At 69.8% G+C, this 16,898-nt stretch carries 15 protein-coding genes; 10 read left to right on the top strand and 5 right to left on the bottom strand.

Annotated elements, in window-relative coordinates; translation table 11 throughout:
• Positions 1 to 140 precede the first annotated feature (140 nt).
• Positions 141 to 833 (bottom strand): glutathione S-transferase family protein, encoded by a 693-nt coding sequence (locus RTL41_RS16860; RefSeq protein WP_312166241.1) that lies wholly within the window; start codon positions 831 to 833, stop codon positions 141 to 143.
• Between the two features lie 78 nt (positions 834 to 911).
• On the opposite strand from RTL41_RS16860, the gene pyrE reads away from it, so the two are divergent.
• Genes pyrE through acpS form a run of 3 tightly spaced genes read left to right on the top strand, consistent with a single transcriptional unit; the run spans position 912 to position 2,646 of the window.
• Complete coding sequence (gene pyrE, locus RTL41_RS16855) at positions 912 to 1,496, top strand: orotate phosphoribosyltransferase (protein ID WP_312166240.1); 585 nt, start codon at positions 912 to 914, stop codon at positions 1,494 to 1,496.
• Positions 1,493 to 2,251, top strand: coding sequence for a pyridoxine 5'-phosphate synthase (locus RTL41_RS16850; protein ID WP_312166239.1), 759 nt, complete (start codon positions 1,493 to 1,495; stop codon positions 2,249 to 2,251). The genes pyrE and RTL41_RS16850 overlap by 4 nt, the downstream gene beginning before the upstream one ends.
• Positions 2,248 to 2,646, top strand: coding sequence for a holo-ACP synthase (gene acpS / locus RTL41_RS16845; RefSeq protein WP_312166238.1), 399 nt, complete (start codon positions 2,248 to 2,250; stop codon positions 2,644 to 2,646). The genes RTL41_RS16850 and acpS overlap by 4 nt, the downstream gene beginning before the upstream one ends.
• A 109-nt stretch (positions 2,647 to 2,755) precedes the next feature.
• Here acpS and RTL41_RS16840 read toward each other — a convergent pair whose 3' ends face one another.
• Entirely contained in the window at positions 2,756 to 3,649 is an 894-nt protein-coding gene (locus tag RTL41_RS16840; RefSeq protein WP_312166237.1) for an EamA family transporter, read from the bottom strand.
• Positions 3,650 to 3,894: 245 nt separating this feature from the next.
• On the opposite strand from RTL41_RS16840, the gene lepB reads away from it, so the two are divergent.
• From lepB to aspS, 7 genes are all read left to right on the top strand, one after another.
• On the top strand, positions 3,895 to 4,671 hold the full coding sequence (gene lepB / locus RTL41_RS16835) for a signal peptidase I (RefSeq protein WP_312166236.1): 777 nt from the start codon (positions 3,895 to 3,897) through the stop codon (positions 4,669 to 4,671).
• Positions 4,668 to 5,366, top strand: a complete 699-nt coding sequence (rnc, locus tag RTL41_RS16830; protein WP_312166235.1) for a ribonuclease III — start codon at positions 4,668 to 4,670, stop codon at positions 5,364 to 5,366. The genes lepB and rnc overlap by 4 nt, the downstream gene beginning before the upstream one ends.
• Positions 5,363 to 6,298, top strand: a complete 936-nt coding sequence (gene era, locus RTL41_RS16825; protein WP_312166234.1) for a GTPase Era — start codon at positions 5,363 to 5,365, stop codon at positions 6,296 to 6,298. The genes rnc and era overlap by 4 nt, the downstream gene beginning before the upstream one ends.
• A 45-nt stretch (positions 6,299 to 6,343) precedes the next feature.
• Complete coding sequence (gene recO, locus RTL41_RS16820) at positions 6,344 to 7,075, top strand: DNA repair protein RecO (protein ID WP_312166233.1); 732 nt, start codon at positions 6,344 to 6,346, stop codon at positions 7,073 to 7,075.
• A 71-nt stretch (positions 7,076 to 7,146) separates the two neighbouring features.
• Positions 7,147 to 9,396 carry a DNA topoisomerase IV subunit A gene (parC, locus tag RTL41_RS16815; protein WP_312166232.1) on the top strand — a complete coding sequence of 750 codons (2,250 nt, stop codon included), beginning with the start codon at positions 7,147 to 7,149 and terminating at the stop codon, positions 9,394 to 9,396.
• 72 nt (positions 9,397 to 9,468) lie between these two features.
• Positions 9,469 to 10,797: a serine hydrolase domain-containing protein gene (locus tag RTL41_RS16810; protein ID WP_312166231.1), complete on the top strand. Its 1,329-nt coding sequence runs from the start codon at positions 9,469 to 9,471 to the stop codon at positions 10,795 to 10,797.
• 93 nt (positions 10,798 to 10,890) lie between these two features.
• A complete protein-coding gene (gene aspS, locus RTL41_RS16805; RefSeq protein WP_312166230.1) occupies positions 10,891 to 12,720 on the top strand; it encodes an aspartate--tRNA ligase in 1,830 nt (609 codons plus the stop codon).
• Between the two features lie 58 nt (positions 12,721 to 12,778).
• On the opposite strand, the gene RTL41_RS16800 is transcribed toward aspS, so the two are convergent.
• The 3 genes from RTL41_RS16800 to RTL41_RS16790 form a co-directional block, all read right to left on the bottom strand.
• On the bottom strand, positions 12,779 to 13,651 hold the full coding sequence (locus tag RTL41_RS16800) for a pentapeptide repeat-containing protein (RefSeq protein WP_312166229.1): 873 nt from the start codon (positions 13,649 to 13,651) through the stop codon (positions 12,779 to 12,781).
• Positions 13,652 to 13,754: 103 nt separating this feature from the next.
• Positions 13,755 to 14,243 (bottom strand): pentapeptide repeat-containing protein, encoded by a 489-nt coding sequence (locus RTL41_RS16795; RefSeq protein WP_312166228.1) that lies wholly within the window; start codon positions 14,241 to 14,243, stop codon positions 13,755 to 13,757.
• 72 nt (positions 14,244 to 14,315) lie between these two features.
• Entirely contained in the window at positions 14,316 to 16,805 is a 2,490-nt protein-coding gene (locus tag RTL41_RS16790) for a ribonucleotide reductase (protein WP_312166227.1), read from the bottom strand.
• Between the last annotated feature and the right edge of the window lie 93 nt (positions 16,806 to 16,898).

Genomic DNA, 16,898 nt, shown 5'->3' with positions numbered 1-16,898 from the left:
GCCGCCCAGTTGCGGCCACTTTGCCGACGCGCCCTGAACGGAATCGGCACGACGCTGTTATCTGCCGTTCATGCTGGCGCTTGTTTAGGGCGCTCATGTGGCGAGGCTGCGTGGCGATCACAACTCCAGGGGGGCGCTTTCTAGACGGCTTTTCGAGCGCGGTCGCGGGCGACCTCCTGCTGCTCGGCGATGGCCTGGCGGGTTTCGGCGGCGATGCGGGCGACGATCGGATCGGCCTGGACGGCGCGCCAATAGGCGGCCAGCCGGGGCAGGGCGGTCAGCGGATCGGGCGTGCCGAACACGCTGGGGATCCACTCGCTGGCCAGGATCAGTTGCGGCGCGATGGCCCCGTCGGCCTGGGTCAGGCTGCACCCCACGGCGTAGCCCTGATCGCCGATGAAGGTCTCCAGATAGGCCAGGGCGTCGGCCAGCTTGCCGGCCGCGGCCTCGACCACCGCCGGCTCCCAATGGCGGCGCGAGCGGCCCGCCAGGGTGAACAGCGGGACCATGGCCATCACCACATAGAAGTCGCAGATGCGCGAGAGCAGGCGCATGCGGGCGCGCTCCCACGGATCGGCCGGGCGCAGGGAGGGCTCGGGATAGGCGTCCTCCAGGTATTCGCAGATCACCTCCGACTCGGGCAGCGCCCGCCCGTCGTCGAGCACCAGAGTCGGCACCCGGCCGATGGGATTGACCTTCAGGTACTCGGCCTTGGTCTCGTTCGAGGCGCCGAAGCCGGGCGGGCGGATGATCTCGACCTCGATCCCCTTGGCGTAGAGCAACAGCCGCACCCGGCTGGGGAACGGCGAGTCGTAGGTCTGGAAGAGCTTCACCGGTCCGTTCTCTCCGTGCGAATTGGTCGATGACAGCATGGCGGGCGTTCGGTAATCCGCAAGTGAGGAGACCCCCACATGAACACTGAAGACGTCCTGGAAGAGTTCCGCGCCTCGGGCGCGCTGCGCGAAGGCCATTTCGTGCTGTCGAGCGGCCTGCATTCAGGGACGTTCCTGCAGAAGAACCTGGTGTTCCAGTATCCCGAGCGCACCGCGCGCCTGTGCAAGGCGCTGGCCGAGAAGATCAGGGACGCGGTGGGCGAGGTCGACCTCTGCATCTCGCCGGCGGTCGGCGGCATCATCCCGGGCTACGAGACCGCGCGGCAACTGGGCGTCGCCTCGATGTACGTCGAGCGCGAGGGCGGCGAGTTCAAGCTGCGCCGGGCGTTCGAGATCCCGCCGGGCGCGCGGATCGCCATGGTCGAGGACATCGTCTCCACCGGCCTGTCGTCGCGCGAGTGCGTGGATGCGATCAAGAAGGCCGGCGGTAACGTGGTGGTCGCCGCCTGCATCGTCGACCGCTCCGGCGGCCGGGCCGATCCCGGCGCGCCGTTCGTGGCCCTGGCCCGGCTGGACGTGCCGGCCTATCCGGCCGACCAGTTGCCGCCCGAGCTGGCGGCGATCCCCGTCGAGGACCCGGGCAGCCGGAGACTGAGCAAGTGAGCAGGCTGCGGCTGGGCGTGAACATCGACCACGTGGCGACCATCCGGAACGCCCGTGGAAGCAGCTATCCCGATCCCGTCCGCGCGGCCGAGCTGGCCATCGCCGCGGGGGCGGACGGTATCACCGCCCACCTGCGCGAGGACCGCCGGCACATCTCCGACGCCGACATCGAGGCGCTGGCGGTCATCACCCGCAGGCGCGGCCGGCCGCTGAACTTCGAGATGGCGGTGACGAAGGAGATGGAGGCCATCGCCCTGGCCCACCTGCCGCACGCGGCCTGCCTGGTGCCCGAGCGGCGTGAGGAGCGCACGACGGAGGGCGGGCTCGACGTGGTCGGCGGGCACAATCAGATCGCCCCAGTGGTGGCCAAGCTGGTCGCGGCGGGGGTGCGGGTCTCGTGCTTCATCGACGCCGACCCGGCCCAGGCCGCCGCCGCCAGGAGCATGGGCGCGCAGGTGGTGGAACTGCACACCGGGGCCTATTGCGACGCGGTGCGCGAACGCTCGCCCGAGGCGCCGGGCCTGCTGGAGGGGCTGCGCGCCGCGGCGGCGGAGGCCGGACGGCTGGGCCTGGAGGTCCACGCCGGGCACGGCATCGACTACGAGACCGTCAAGCCGATCGCGGCCATTCCCGAGGTGATGGAGCTGAACATCGGCCACTTCCTGATCGGCGAGGCGATCTTCGTGGGGCTGGGACCGGCGATCCATCGCATGCGGGCGCTGATGGATGAAGCGCGCGCCGGGAGAGCGGCGTGATCATCGGGATCGGTTCGGACCTGTCCGACATCCGTCGGATATCCGACACATTGCAGCGGTTCGGCGAGCGCTTCACCCACCGCATCTTCACCGAGATCGAACGCACCCGCTCGGAGCGCAAGCCGGATCGGGCCTCGAGCTACGCCAAGCGGTTCGCGGCCAAGGAGGCCTGCGCCAAGGCGCTGGGCACCGGCATGCGGGCCGGGGTGTTCTGGCGCGACATGGGCGTGGTCAACATGCGCTCGGGCCAGCCGACCATGGCCCTGACTGGCGGCGCCGCCGAGCGGCTGGCCAAGATGACGCCGCCGGGCCACAGGACGGTGATCCACCTGTCGCTGACCGACGACCACCCCTACGCGCAGGCGTTCGTGATCATCGAGGCGTTGCCGGAGTAGGGCTGGCCAGATGCTTCCCCACTGGGGGAGGATCTAGGCGCCCCGCTCAGGCCATCTGGCGCGGGTCGCATGAAGAAGGTCTCGCGGGCGATCTCCTCGCCCCGATAGCCTAAGCCTGGGCCAGGCGCCGTTCCAGCCTGGGCCAGAAGATATTCAGCGCCAGGCCGCTCATGACCAGGGCGGCGGCCAGCAGCTTCCAGGGCGGCAGGCTCTCGCCCAGGAAGACCGCGGAGGCGCCCATGCCGAACACCGGGACCAGCATGGCCATGGGCGTGATGGTGGCGGCCGGGTGGCGCGAGAGCAGCCACCCCCAGGCGGCGTAGCCGAACAGGGTGTTGCCGACCGACTGCCAGAGCACGGCGGCCCAGGTCGCGGCGTCGGCGGCGCGGACGCCCTGGACGATGGCCGCGGGGCCTTCGAAGGCCAGGGCCAGGACCAGCAGGGGCGGGACCGAGAACAGGCTGGCCCAGACGACATAGGCCAGCATGTTCACCTGGCCTGCCGCCCGCGAGAAGGCGTTGCCGCCGGCCCAACTGGCCGCGGCGGCCAGCACCAGCGCCAGGCCCAGCGGGGTGGCCGAGGCGTCGGTATGGGCGACGATCACCAGCAGGCCGAGCGCGGCCAGGCCCAAGGCGACCATCTGGAAGGTGCGGATGCGTTCCTTGGTCAGCCACATGGCCAGGCCGATGGTGAAGAACACCTGGGTCTGGACGACCAGCGAGGCCAGGCCCGGCGAGATGAAGCCGTTGATGGCGATATAGAGCAGGCCGAACTGGCCCGCGCCGATCAGCACGCCATAGGCGGCCAGGTTCTTCCACGGCACGTCGGGCTTCCTGAGGAAGAACACCGCCGGCAGCAGGGCGAAGGTGAAGCGCAGGACCGCGAAGGTCAGCGGCGGCAGATGGTCCAGGCCGATGCGGATGACCACGAAGTTCGTGCCCCACACCGCGACCACGGCGAGCGCCAGCAGGACGTGGGTCAGGGGGAGGCCGGGACGAGTCATGGGCCCTAGATAGGCCAAGGGGCGCACTCGGCAACGCAGGAAAGCTGGCCCGCCTTCCATAGGGGCTGGATATCTCGTCGCAGGGGGCGGGGACGGGAAAGTCGAACCCTGGCCTGGAGTTTGCTTGATCGGCCGTAAAAAGGGCGTATCGGGCCGTGACGAGAGTCCGCCGCCGCGCGCTTGCTCAAGGCCAATGCAACGTCTAGCTAGGCAAACTGTCCGCTGCTTCGGGCCAAGGATTTAAGATGACCGACCGCGCAGAGACCGCACATCCTGACAAGGCCAGCGGGGTGAACGACTTCGTGGAGATCGTGAAGACGGTCGCCTACGCCCTGCTCATCGCGCTGTTCCTGCGCGTGCTGTTCTTCCAGCCGTTCACGATCCCGTCGGCGTCGATGGAGCCGACCCTGCTGGAAGGCGACTACATCATCGTCTCGAAGTACTCCTACGGCTATTCGCGCCACTCGATCCCGTTCAGCCCGCCGATCTTCAAGGGCCGGGTGATGGAGCGCACCCCGGAGCGCGGCGACATCGTGGTCTTCAAGCTGCCGCGCGACGGCCGCACCGACTACATCAAGCGCCTGATCGGCCTGCCGGGCGACCGGGTGCAGATGCAGCAGGGCCGCCTGTGGCTGAACGGCAAGGAGGTGGTCGACAAGGAACTGCCTCCGGTGATGATCGATTCCGGTTACGGCTTCACGCGCAACGTCCAGCGGTTCCAGGAGACGTTCCCGAACGGCAAGACCTTCACCACCTATGACTTCGGACCCGATGGCGAGGTGGACAACACCCCGGTCTTCATCGTGCCCGAGGGCCACTACTTCTTCATGGGCGACAACCGCGACAACTCGCTGGACAGCCGCGTGCCGACCGAGATCGGCGTCGGCTTCGTTCCGGCCGAGAACCTGGTCGGCAAGGCGCAGATCATCCTCCTGTCCTGGAACCCGGGCGCCTCGCTGTTCAAGCCCTGGACCTGGGTGCTGAACGCCCGGCCCAGCCGGTTCTTCAACATCCTCCAATGAACAGACGAGAAGTCGCGGTCGCCGAGCTTGAAGGCCGCATCGGCCACGTATTCCACGACCGCGAGCTTCTGGAACGGGCCCTGACCCACGCCAGCGTCGGCGACGGGGCGCTGAAGGTGCGCCACTACGAGCGGCTGGAGTTCCTGGGCGACCGGGTGCTGAACCTGCTGGCGGCCGAGCGGCTGATGGCGCTCAATTCCGAGGCGCGGGAAGGGGAGATGAGCCGGCTGATGGCCGGGCTGGTCAACTATCACGCCTGCGCCCGGGTCGCCCGGAGAATCGGACTGCCCAGCGCCCTGCGCATGGCGCCGAGCGCCAGCAAGATCGGCGCGCGCGACAAGGACACCGTGCTGGGCGACGCCTGCGAGGCGCTGATCGGCGCCATCTATATCGACGCGGGCCTGGAGGCCGCCCGGGCGTTCTTCCTGGAGTTCTGGACCGAAGAGTTCGCCATGCTGGACGAGCCGCGGATGAAGGATCCCAAGACGCAACTGCAGGAATGGGCGCAAGGCCGCGGCCTGCCGCTGCCGCTCTACCAGGTGGTCGGCCGCGAAGGGCCCGACCACGCCCCCTCGTTCACGGTCTCGGTGACCGTGGGCGAATATGAACCCGAACTTGCCGAAGGCCGTTCCCGTCAGGAGGCCGAAAAGGCCGCGGCCACGCTGATGCTGCTCAAACGCGAAGGACCTCAATGACCACCCGCGCCGGCTTCGCCGCGATCATCGGAGCCCCGAATGCGGGCAAATCGACCCTGACCAACCGGCTGGTGGGGGCGAAGGTCACCATCGTGACCCAGAAGGTCCAGACCACCCGCTTCCCCGTGCGCGGCGTCGCCATGGCCGGCGAGGCGCAGATCGTGCTGGTCGACACCCCCGGCATCTTCTCGCCGCGCCGCCGGCTGGACCGGGCCATGGTGCGCTCGGCCTGGGGCGGGGCGGACGAGGCGGACGTCACCGTCCATCTGGTCGACGTGCAGGCCGAACTGGCCGCCGAGGAGCCCGGCGCGAAGTCGGCCGACAAGCGCTCCGCCGCCGACGTCCAGACCATCGTCGAGGGCCTGAAGACCGCCGGCAAGCAGGTCATCCTGGCGCTGAACAAGATCGACGGGCTGAAGCGCGAGCGCCTGCTGGGCCTCGCCCAGCGGCTGTTCGAGACCGGGGTCTATTCCGAGGTGTTCATGATCTCGGCCGCCGACGGCCAGGGCGTGGACGACCTGAAGGCGCGGCTGGCGGAACTGATGCCGGAGGGGCCGTGGCTCTATCCGGAGGAGCAGACCGCCGACCTGCCGGCGCGGCTGCTGGCCGCCGAGATCACCCGCGAGAAGCTGTTCCTGCGCGTGCACGAGGAACTGCCCTACGCCGCCGCGGTCGAGACCACGGCGTTCCAGGAGCGCGCGGACGGTTCGGTGCGGATCGAGCAGTCGATCTATGTGGAACGCGAGAGCCAGCGCCCGATCGTCCTGGGCAAGAACGGCCAGACCTTGAAGTGGATCGGCCAGAAGTCGCGCGAGGAACTGATCGAGCTGTTCGACCGGCCGGTGCACCTGTTCCTGCACGTGAAGGTGGACGAGCGCTGGGCCGACAAGCGGGAATTCTATGGCGACGTGGGCCTGGATTTCGACGTCTGAGGCTCCAGGCCGGTTGTCGGCGAAGGGCGAGCAAGAAGCTGGCTGATGGAATTCGAAGACGACGCCTATGTGCTCTCGGCCCGCGCCCATGGGGAAACCGGGGCGATCGTCGAACTGCTGACCGCCCACCACGGCAAGTACGCCGCGCACGTCGCCGGCGGGGCCTCGCGGCGGATGAAGCCGTTCCTGCAGGCCGGGGCGCGGACCATCGTCCACTATCGGGCGCGGGTGTCGGACCAGCTCGGCTCGGCCCAGCTTGAGCCGGTGGGCGAGGGGCCCTCGGCCCTGTTCGACGACCGCATGGCGCTGGCGGGACTGTCGGCGGCCGCGGCGGTGGCGGCCGCGGCCCTGCCCGAGCGCGAGCCGCATCCGGGCGTGTTCCTGGCGTTCGAGGCCCTGACGGCCTCGCTGATGCTGCCGGAGATCTGGCCGGCGGTGTTCGTGCGCTTCGAGGCCGGGCTGCTGCAGGAGCTGGGCTTCGGCCTGGACCTTTCGAAGTGCGCGGCGACCGGCGAGGTCGATGACCTGATCTATGTCAGCCCCCGCACCGGGCGGGCGGTGAGCCGCAAGGCCGGCGAGCCCTACAAGGACCGGCTGCTGCCGCTGCCGCCGTTCATGCTCTCGGCGCAGACGGGCCTGGCGGCGGGCGACGTGAGGGCGGGCCTCGACCTGACCGCCCACTTCCTGGAGCTGTTCGTGTTCGGCCCCCTGAACCGGCCGTTGCCCCCGGCGAGGGTGTGGCTGATCGAGCGGCTGGGCGAGGCCGAGCGGCTCTAGCCCCATGCGTCGCGGCGACTTCCGTCGCGGCGCCCGCTAGAACGGGACTGAACTGCGAGTTTGATTCGACCATGACCAAGCACATCCCACCGCCCGGAGACGGGGACGGCGACCGCATCATCGACGAGCCGCTGACCGAGGCCCTGTCGCGGCGCTACCTGGCCTATGCGCTCTCGACCATCACCGGCCGGGCGCTGCCCGACGTGCGCGACGGGATGAAGCCGGTGCACCGGCGGCTGATGTACGCCATGCGCCAGTTGCGGCTGGACCCCAACACCACGGCCAAGAAGTGCGCCCGCGTGGTCGGCGACGTCATCGGCAAGTACCACCCGCACGGCGATACGGCGGTCTATGACGCCCTGGTGCGCCTGGCCCAGGACTTCGCCCAGCGCTATCCGCTGGTCGACGGCCAGGGGAACTTCGGCAACATCGACGGCGATAACGCCGCGGCCATGCGATACACCGAATGCAAGCTCACCGTGGCCGCGCAACTGCTGCTGGACGGCATCGACGAGGACGCGGTCGACTTCCGCCCGACCTATGACGGTGAGGACGAAGAGCCGGTGGTGCTGCCGGCCGGGTTCCCGAACCTGCTGGCCAACGGCTCCAGCGGCATCGCCGTGGGCATGGCGACCTCGATCCCGCCGCACAACGCCGCCGAGCTGATCGACGCCTGCCTGGTGCTGCTGGAGGACCCCAACGCCGACACCGCGCGGCTGATGGAACACGTCCAGGGCCCCGATTTCCCGACCGGCGGTGTCATCGTCGAGTCGCGCGAGAGCATGCTCGAGACCTATGCGACCGGCCGCGGCGGCGTCCGGGTGCGGGCGCGCTGGGAAAAGGAAGAGACCGGGCGCGGGACCTACCAGATCGTCGTCACCGAGATCCCGTACCAGGTGAAGAAGGCCGACCTGGTCGAACAGCTCGCCGACCTGATCGAGACCAAGAAGGCCCCGCTGCTGGGCGACGTGCGCGACGAGAGCGCCGAGGACGTCCGGCTGGTGCTGGAGCCCAAGAACCGCAATGTCGAGCCCGAAGTGCTGATGGAGAGCCTGTTCAAGCTCTCGGCGCTGGAGAGCCGGTTCCCGGTCAACATGAACGTGCTGGACGCCAAGGGCGCGCCGGGCGTCATGGGCCTGCGCCAACTGCTGCAGTCGTTCCTGGACCACCGCCGCGAGGTGGTGGTGCGCCGCGCCCGCTTCCGTCTGGATAAGATCGAAGCGCGCCTGCACATCCTGGACGGCCTGGTCATCGCCTTCCTGAACCTGGACGAGGTGATCCGCATCGTCCGCTACGAGGACGAGCCCAAGGCCCGGCTGATCGAGGCCTTCGAGCTGTCGGACATCCAGGCCGACGCCATCCTCAACACCCGCCTGCGCCAACTGGCCAAGCTGGAGGAGATGGAGCTGCGGCGCGAGCACGCCGAACTGGCCGAGGAACGCGACGGCCTCCTGAAGATGCTGGCCTCGGACCGCGCCCAATGGCGGCTGGTCGGGGTGGGCCTGAAGGACGTGCGGGCGATCCTGGGGCCCGACACCAATCTCGGCAAGCGCCGCTCGATCTTCGACACCGCCCCGGTGGTGGACGCCGAGGCGGCCATGGAGGCGATGATCGTGCGCGAGCCGATCACCGTGATCCTGTCCGAGCGCGGCTGGATCCGCGCGGCCAAGGGCAAGGTCGAGGACCCCTCGGAACTGAAGTTCAAGGAAGGCGACAAGCTCGGCTTCATCGTCGCGGCCGAGACGACGGACAAGCTGCTGATCTTCGCCTCGGACGGCAGGTTCTTCACGCTGGGTTGCGACAAGCTGCCGGGTGCGCGCGGCCACGGCGAGCCGCTGCGGCTGATGCTCGACCTCGACGACAAGACCGACATCGTCGACATCTTCCCCCACAAGCCGGGGACCAAGCGGGTCATCGCCTCGAAGGAGGGCTACGGCTTCATCCTGCCCGAGGAGGAGGCGGTCAGCTTCCGCCGCGCCGGCAAGCAGGTGCTGAACGCCGGGGCCAAGGGCGCGGCCTTCGCCATGCCGATGAGCGGCGACCACTTCGGGGTGATCGGCGACAACGGCAAGATCCTGATCTTCCCGTTGTCGGAGCTGCCGGAGATGCCGCGCGGCAAGGGCGTGAAGCTGCAGACCTACCGCGAGGGCGGCCTGCGCGACGCGGTGGTGTTCAACGCCGAGGACGGCGCGACCTGGATCGACACCGCCGGCCGCACCCGGGTCTGGGGCGAGTGGCGCGAGTGGCTGGGGCGGCGCGCGGCGGCCGGCAAGCTGGCGCCGAAGGGCTTTCCGACCAGCAAGCGGTTCAAGCCGAAATAACCGCCCCGACACCTTGTAGGTGTCCGTTGCAACGCTAAGCTTCGCCGACCGATGTTCGGGAGGGGAAGTTTCATGAAGCGCCATCTGCTGGCGACGGCTCTGGCCGCGGTTTCGCTGACCTGGGCCGCGTCGCCCGCCGCCTGGGCGAAGGAGCCGGCCGCGGCGCTGGCGCCCGCCGCCAGCCCGGAGGCGCTCGGCTTCGACAGCGCCCGGCTGAAGCGTCTGGATGCGGCCATGGCCAAGGCGGTGGCCGACGGCCGCGTGGCGGGCGTGCAGACCCTGCTGGCGCGGCATGGCCAGGTGGTGGCGTTCAACACGCACGGCAAGGCGAACCTGGAGACCGGCGCGGGCCTGGAGAAGGACGCCATCTTCCGCATCTACTCGATGAGCAAGCCGGTGACCGGCGTCGCCATGATGATCCTGTTCGAAGAGGGCAGGTGGCGGCTGGACGATCCGATCACGAAGTTCCTGCCCGAGATGAAGGACCTGAAGGTCTGGAAGGGCCTGGACGCCAAGGGGCAGCCGGTCCTGGAGCCGGTGAAGCGCCCGCCGACCATGCGCGAGCTGATGAGCCACACCGCCGGCTTCGGCTATGGGCTGAGCGACAAGCACCCGGTCGATCAGATGTTCCGCGACCAGCGGGTGCTGGGGGCCAGCGACCTCAAGGATCTGACGGCCAAGGTCGCCGCGATCCCGCTGATGTACCCGCCGGGCGAGCAGTGGAGCTATTCGGTCGCCGTCGATCTGCAGGGCGCGGTGGTCGAGCGGCTGTCCGGCCAGGCCCTGGGCGACTTCCTCGAAGCGCGCCTGTTCAAGCCGTTGAAGATGAACGACACCGGCTTCTACACCGGCGCGGACAAGGCCTCGCGGCTGGCGGCGGTCTATATCGGCAATCCCGACACCGGCAGGATCGAAGAGGCCAAGACCCTGTTCAACCAGCCGATCCAGGACTTCACTCGCAAGCCTGTGCTGGAGTCCGGAGGCGGCGGGCTGGTTTCGACCACGCGCGACTACGCCCGCTTCGCCCAGATGATCGCCAACGGCGGCGAACTGGATGGCGTGCGGATCCTGTCGCCGGCTTCGGTCGAGCTGATGGGGACCAACGTCATTCCCGCGGCGGCGCTGGTGTCGTCGAACGGCTCGACCAGTTCCTCGTTCAACGAGGCGGTGGGCTTCGGGCTCGACTTCATGGTGGTCAACGATCCCCGCAAGGCCGGCAGCCTGGAGGGCAAGGGCACGATGAGCTGGGGCGGGGCGGCCGGCACCTGGTTCTGGGTCGACCGGGCCAACGACGTGGTCTTCGTCGGCATGATCCAGCGCTATGGCGGCACGGGCGGCGACGACCTGGGCGGGCTTTCGCGGACGCTGGTCTACCAGGCCCTGGTCGATCCGGCGAAGTAACCGCAAGGGGGAGGGAATGGGCGCTGCGCCTTGACTTTCGAGGCCCTACATGCGCCCTTCCGCGCCTTGTTTTCAGAGCCTTAGCGACTCCCCATGCACGCCTACCGCACCCATACCGCAGGCGCCCTTCGCGCCGCCGACACGGGCAAGACCGTCCGCCTTTCGGGCTGGATCCACCGCAAGCGCGACCATGGCGGGCTGGTCTTCATCGACCTGCGCGACCACTACGGCCTGACGCAGTTGGTGATCAGCCCGGAAACCCCCGGCTTCGACGTCATCGAGCGCCTGCGCGCCGAGAGCGTGATCAAGGTCGACGGCGAGGTCGTGGCCCGCAGCCCCGAGACCGTGAACGCCAACCTGCCGACCGGCGAGGTCGAGGTGCGCGTGCGTTCGGTCGAGGTGCTGTCCGAGGCCGCCGAACTGCCGCTGCCGGTCTTCGGCGAGCCGGAATACCCCGAAGAGATCCGCCTGAAGCACCGCTATCTGGACCTGCGCCGCGAGACGCTGCACCGGAACATCGTGCTGCGCTCGAAGGTCATCCACTCGATCCGCAACCGCATGATCGAGCAGGGCTTCCTGGAGTACCAGACGCCGATCCTGACGGCCTCGTCGCCGGAAGGCGCGCGCGACTTCCTGGTGCCCTCGCGCCTGCACCCGACCAAGTTCTACGCGCTGCCGCAGGCGCCCCAGCAGTTCAAGCAGTTGCTGATGGTCTCGGGCTTCGACCGCTACTTCCAGATCGCGCCCTGCTTCCGCGACGAGGACCTGCGCGCCGACCGTTCGCTGGAGTTCTACCAGCTCGACGTCGAGATGAGCTTCGTGACGCAGGAGGACGTGTTCGCCGCCATCGAGCCGGTGATGCACGGCGTCTTCGTGGAGTTCGGCGGCGGCAAGCGCGTCTCGCCGATCGACCAGCCGATGTCCTATGAGGACGACTTCGGCAAGACCATCGAGCACAGGGGCTTCGAGCGCCTGACCTATGTGCAGTCGATGGCCCGCTACGGCACCGACAAGCCGGACCTGCGCAACCCGATCGTCATGCAGGACGTCTCCGAGCGCTTCCGCGGCGGCGGCTTTGGCCTGTTCGCCCGCATCCTGGAAGACGCCAAGAACGCGGTCTGGGCGATCCCGGCCCCGAAGGGCGGCAGCCGCGCGTTCTGCGACCGCATGAATAGCTGGGCGCAGGGCGAGGGACAGCCGGGCCTGGGCTACATCTTCTGGTCCGACGACCAGGGCGGCTGGGGCGGCCCGATCGCCAAGAACCTGGGCCCGGACGCGACCACCGCGCTGATGACCCAGATCGGCATGGGGCAGGGCGACGCCGCCTTCTTCGTCGCCGGCGATCCGAAGGCGTTCGTGAAGTTCGCGGGCGCGGCCCGCACCAAGGTCGGCACGGACCTGAACCTGGTCGACGAGGACCAGTTCAAGTTCTGCTGGATCGTCGACTTCCCGATGTTCGAGTGGAGCGAGGAAGAGCAGAAGGTCGACTTCTCGCACAACCCGTTCTCGATGCCGCAGGGCGGCCTGGACGCGCTGCTGAACCAGGACCCGCTGACCATCCGCGCGTTCCAGTACGACATCGTCTGCAACGGCTACGAGCTGTGCTCGGGCGCGATCCGGAACCATCTGCCCGAGGTGATGGTCAAGGCGTTCGAACTGGCCGGATACGGCGCCAACGTCGTCGAGGAGGAGTTCGGCGGCATGCTGAACGCCTTCCGTCACGGCGCGCCGCCGCACGGCGGCCTGGCGCCCGGCATCGACCGGATCGTCATGCTGCTGGCCGGCGAGACCGCCATCCGCGAGGTCATCGCCTTCCCGCTGAACCAGCAGGGCCAGGACCTGCTGATGAACGCGCCTTCGGAAGTGCTGGAGAAGCAGCTCAAGGAGCTGCACATCCGGCTGGCGCCGCCCATCAAGGTCTGAGCGGCGGGCAGGGCTTTACGGGAAAAAGGGGGCGAGAGCCCCCTTTTTTTCGCCCGCGTCAGTCCAGCGCGACGAGGTAGCGGGGCGGGGCCGGCGGCGCGGGCGCGGCGGGCGGCGCAGGCGGCGCGCTGCGGACGATGCGCACGCGGGCGCCCCGGCTGCAGGCCTTGGCGATCAGGCCGGGCGGCGGGCGGGTCGAGCCGTCGGCGCAGGCGTTGTCGAGCTGGTCCTGTTCCAGGCCCTTGGCGCGGGAGAGGTCGACGCCGCCGATGTCGGCGCCGGACAGGCTGGCGCCGCGGAAGTCGGCGCTGACGAAGGTGGCGCCGCCCAGGTTGGCGGCGGAGAGGTCGGCGTCACGGAACGAGGCGTGGTCGAACACGCCGGCGCTCAGGTTCGCGCCGGTCATGCTGGCGTCGCGGAAGTCGGCGCTGCGTGCATTGACCTTGCCGAAATTGGCGGCCTTCAGCTCCGCGCCGCGCAGCGAGGCGTTGGAGAGCACCGCGCGGCTGAAGTTGGCGCCGGTGGCCGCGGCGTCGCGCAGGTCGGCCCGCGAGAGGTCGGCGGCGCCGAAATTCACGCCCTTGGCCTCGACGTCGCGCAGGCGCGCATCGGCCAGGACGGCGCTGTTGAAGTTCGCGCCGACCATCTGGGCGTCGCTGAGGTCGGCGCGCGACAGGTCGGCGCCGCTGAAGTTCGCGCCCAGGAAGCGGGCGTCGCGCAGGTCGGACCCGACCAGGGCGGCCTGGGCGAAATTGGCGCCGATGAACTGCGCGCCGGCCAGCTTGCGGCCCGACAGTTCGCACTTGGCGCAGGCGCCGCCGAACGTGACCATCCGCGCCACGTCCTTGTCGCCCATGGTGGCGCTGGCCACGCCCGGAGCCGCGGCCAGGATGGCGGCGAGCAGGACTCCCAGGGCGGGCGCGGAACGCATCAGTGGGGACATCGAAGCTTGGCGTTGTTGGTCCATGGTGCGAGCATGTGCTCTCGACACCCTGTGGACGCTACTTAATTCGCGGTAATTGTCAGCAGCTTAGCTAACAACTCGGGATACGCAGGCCGCCCGGAAGACGGGTGGAGCCGTCGCCGCACGCCTGGTTGAGCTGGGCCTGCGACAACCCGCGTGCGCCATCCATCTCGGCGCCGGAAAAATTGGCCCCGCTGAGCTTGGCGCTGGCGAAATTCGCCCCGCTGAGGTGCGTCCCCACGAAGCTGGAATTGGTCAGGTCGGCGCCGGCGAAATTGGCGCTGGAGAACACCGCGCCATAGGCTTCGACGTCGCGCAGGTCGGCGCCGGCGAAATTCACCCGGTTCATGACCGAGAGCGAGAGGTCGGCCTGACGCAGGCGCGCGCCGCTGAAGTTCTGGCCGCGCATCTCCAGCCCGGCCATGTCGGCCTGGAAGAGGTTGCACTTGGGACAACTGGCGCCGCGGCGCGCCTGGCCGATCTGGCCGGCGTTCTGGGCGCTGGCGGGCGCGGCCGCAGCGAGCGCGGCGAGCACGCCGATCAGGGCGATCGGTTTCATGAGGAACCCTCCGACAAGGGCTCCTTGCTTAGCTGTGAAGCTTTAAGGCGAGGTGACCGGAAACGAACACCGTCATCCGGTCATGTCGCCGTCCTGCGGGGAGGCCCTGGTCCCGCAGGTCTCGCAGATCAGGCTGGCGCCCTTGCGGACCACGGCGATGTCGCCGCAGGCCGCGCAGACGTCGGCCTCGGCGGCGGGCGGCCGGGCGGCGGCGCTGGGCAGGAAGACCAGGTTGTCGGGCGCCGCGCCGCGGGCGAAGCCGCGCGAGATGAAGTGGCTGGCCGGCTGCGGGCCGTCCTCGTCGTCGTGCTTGCCTTCGCCCAGGCCGTCGGCGTTGAGCTCGTCAGGGTCGGCGTTGGCCAGATCGTGGCGGGCCAGGTAGGAGACGCCCAGCTCGCGGAACAGATAGTCGAGGATCGAGGTCGCCGAACGGACGGAGTCGTTGCCGGTGACCGGGCCGGCCGGCTCGAAGCGGGTGAAGACGAAGGCGTCGACGAACTCGTCCAGCGGCACGCCGTATTGCAGGCCGATGGAGATCGCGATGGCGAAGTTGTTCATCAGCGAGCGGAAGGCGGCGCCTTCCTTGTGCATGTCGATGAAGATCTCGCCGAGCTCGCCGTCCTCGTACTCGCCGGTGTGCAGATAGACCTTGTGGCCGCCGACGCTGGCCTTCTGGATGTAGCCCTTGCGGCGGTCGGGCAGCTTGCGGCGGGTGCGGTCGCGCTCGACGATGCGCTCGACGATCCGTTCCGGCTGCGGGGCCCTGGCCTCCGGTTCGGGCTCGCGCGCGGTGCGGGGCGGAAGCTCCGTCGCCTTGGGCAGGTCGAGGACCAGGCCGGCGGGCGCGGCGGCGCGGCGGACGCGCAGGGCCGGCGCCTTGGCTCGGGCGGCCAGGGCGATGAGCGCGGCGGCGTCGGCCGGAACCGTGTCCCACTCGAGCTCCAGGTCGGCCATGGCCGGAACCGCCAGGGCGTGGGCGATGACGGCCAGGACGGCGAAATAGGGCTCAGGCCCCAGGTCGTCGGCGCTCTGGAAGACGGCCTGCTGGGCGGCGGTGAGGAATTCGGCGTCGGCCAGGGAGCCCGAGCCGAGGGCGTAGGCCTGCGCCTGGGCGATCTCGGCGTCGTCGAAGCCGGCGAGCTTCAGGACGTTCAGGTCCGGATCGGCGAGGTCGGCCTCGGTGGCGCCCAGGACATCGCAGAGGAAGCCGGCGTCGATGGCCGCGAAGGCCTGCGGCAGGCTGGCGGCGAAGGGCAGGGCGGCCTCGGCCTGGGCGATCTCGTGCTCGGTGAAGCCGCGGGCGGCCAGGGCGGCGTGGTCGATGGCCGGGGCCTCGGACAGGTCCTGTCCGCCCAGCAGCCAGGCGCGGGCCTGGGCGAGATCGGCGCCGAGCGCCGTCAGGCCGGTGAGGGCCGCTTCCGACATCACGCGGGTGAGGACGCCGTCCTCGGTCTGGGCGACCGTCACCGGGCCGAGCCAGGGGGAGGCGGAGGCCGATGCGCCGCCCAGGCGCAGGGTCAGCTCCGGATCATCGAAGATGGCCAAGCCGCCGTTGAGCTTGGCGCCCGAGGCGACGCAGGCCGAGGCGGCGTGGCGGTAGAGGTCGCGGATCGCCGTGCGGCCGGCTTCGGAGTCGTAGGCCAGGCCCTGGGCCACCAGCCAGTCGGCGACGCCGGCCAGGCCGAGCGAGGCGCTGCGCTCGCCGCTGACCGCGGCCAGGGCGGTGGAGAGCAGGGCGACGTTCGAGGCGAAGGCCGAGGCGTCGAAGTCCTGGCCCGCGCCGAAGCTCATCAGGTCGATCGCGCCGCGCGCGCCGCCCCAGGCGCGGGCCACGCCCTGGGCCGCTTCCGGAGTCAGGGCGACGGCCACGGCGCCGGTTTCCCAGGCCGCGGCGGCGAGGGCCTGTTCCGGCGCGCCGCGGGCGACGCAGATCAGTTCGAGCCCCTCGATCTCGCCGAAGTCGGGGTCGGCGGCGGCCCATTCGAGCTCGCCGGCCTTGGCCAGGCTGATGGCCTCCAGGATCATCGAATCCGTGGCGCCGACCGCGCGGGCGGCCTCGGCGCTGCGGGCGAGGTTGGCGTTGGCGCGCAGGTCAGCGCAGGCGGCGGGGTCGCCCTGGCAGCGCAGGATCGAATCCATCACCGCCTGAAGGCGCGCGCCCATCTCGCGGGCGGCGGCCCTGGCCATGGCGCGGCCGCGGTGCTGGGCGCGCAGCGCGGCCAGGGCGCCGGCGCATTCGGCCTCTCCGGTCTGGACGACCGGGGTGGCGGGATCGGGACGCGCCGCGGTCATGGCGATCTGGCCGGCCAGCATGGCGGCGCCGAGGTCGCGGCGGAAGGCGGCGCGGGCGCGGGCGGTCTCGAAGAGGCCGCGCGCATCGCCCAACTGGACGAGGTCTTCGGCGAAACGGAAGATCGCGGCGGGGAGGTCGGCTTCCTCGCCGAGCCAGTCCAGCCAGGCTTCGACGCGGGCGTCGGTCCAGGAGGCAGGGGCCAGCACCTCGGCCACGCTGGACGCGCGTTCGAGGGTCCGTCGTTCGATCCTTGCCGCTTCGGCCGCCATATCCGGTTCTCCCGAGGGGCGAGTCTAGCAGCGTCGTTAACGCGGGCAATAGATGTTGCGGTTCGGGAGGCTTCAATCCCCAAGATATTGCGG

The sequence above is a fragment of the Phenylobacterium sp. genome (assembly GCF_031984885.1).
GTDB lineage: Bacteria > Pseudomonadota > Alphaproteobacteria > Caulobacterales > Caulobacteraceae > Phenylobacterium.
Note: the sequence above shows the minus strand (reverse complement) of the source record. Positions and strands in the feature narration are given on the sequence as shown.

Bases quoted from the DNA above. Each gene is read 5' to 3' on its own strand.
- RTL41_RS16795 (WP_312166228.1), bottom strand. From the start codon at position 14,243: ATGAAACCGATCGCCCTGATCGGCGTGCTCGCCGCGCTCGCTGCGGCC.
- aspS (WP_312166230.1), top strand. From the start codon at position 10,891: ATGCACGCCTACCGCACCCATACCGCAGGCGCCCTTCGCGCCGCCGAC.
- pyrE (WP_312166240.1), top strand. From the start codon at position 912: ATGAACACTGAAGACGTCCTGGAAGAGTTCCGCGCCTCGGGCGCGCTG.
- recO (WP_312166233.1), top strand. From the start codon at position 6,344: ATGGAATTCGAAGACGACGCCTATGTGCTCTCGGCCCGCGCCCATGGG.
- RTL41_RS16810 (WP_312166231.1), top strand. From the start codon at position 9,469: ATGAAGCGCCATCTGCTGGCGACGGCTCTGGCCGCGGTTTCGCTGACC.
- rnc (WP_312166235.1), top strand. From the start codon at position 4,668: ATGAACAGACGAGAAGTCGCGGTCGCCGAGCTTGAAGGCCGCATCGGC.
- RTL41_RS16790 (WP_312166227.1), bottom strand. From the start codon at position 16,805: ATGGCGGCCGAAGCGGCAAGGATCGAACGACGGACCCTCGAACGCGCG.
- lepB (WP_312166236.1), top strand. From the start codon at position 3,895: ATGACCGACCGCGCAGAGACCGCACATCCTGACAAGGCCAGCGGGGTG.
- parC (WP_312166232.1), top strand. From the start codon at position 7,147: ATGACCAAGCACATCCCACCGCCCGGAGACGGGGACGGCGACCGCATC.
- RTL41_RS16840 (WP_312166237.1), bottom strand. From the start codon at position 3,649: ATGACTCGTCCCGGCCTCCCCCTGACCCACGTCCTGCTGGCGCTCGCC.
- RTL41_RS16800 (WP_312166229.1), bottom strand. From the start codon at position 13,651: ATGCGTTCCGCGCCCGCCCTGGGAGTCCTGCTCGCCGCCATCCTGGCC.
- era (WP_312166234.1), top strand. From the start codon at position 5,363: ATGACCACCCGCGCCGGCTTCGCCGCGATCATCGGAGCCCCGAATGCG.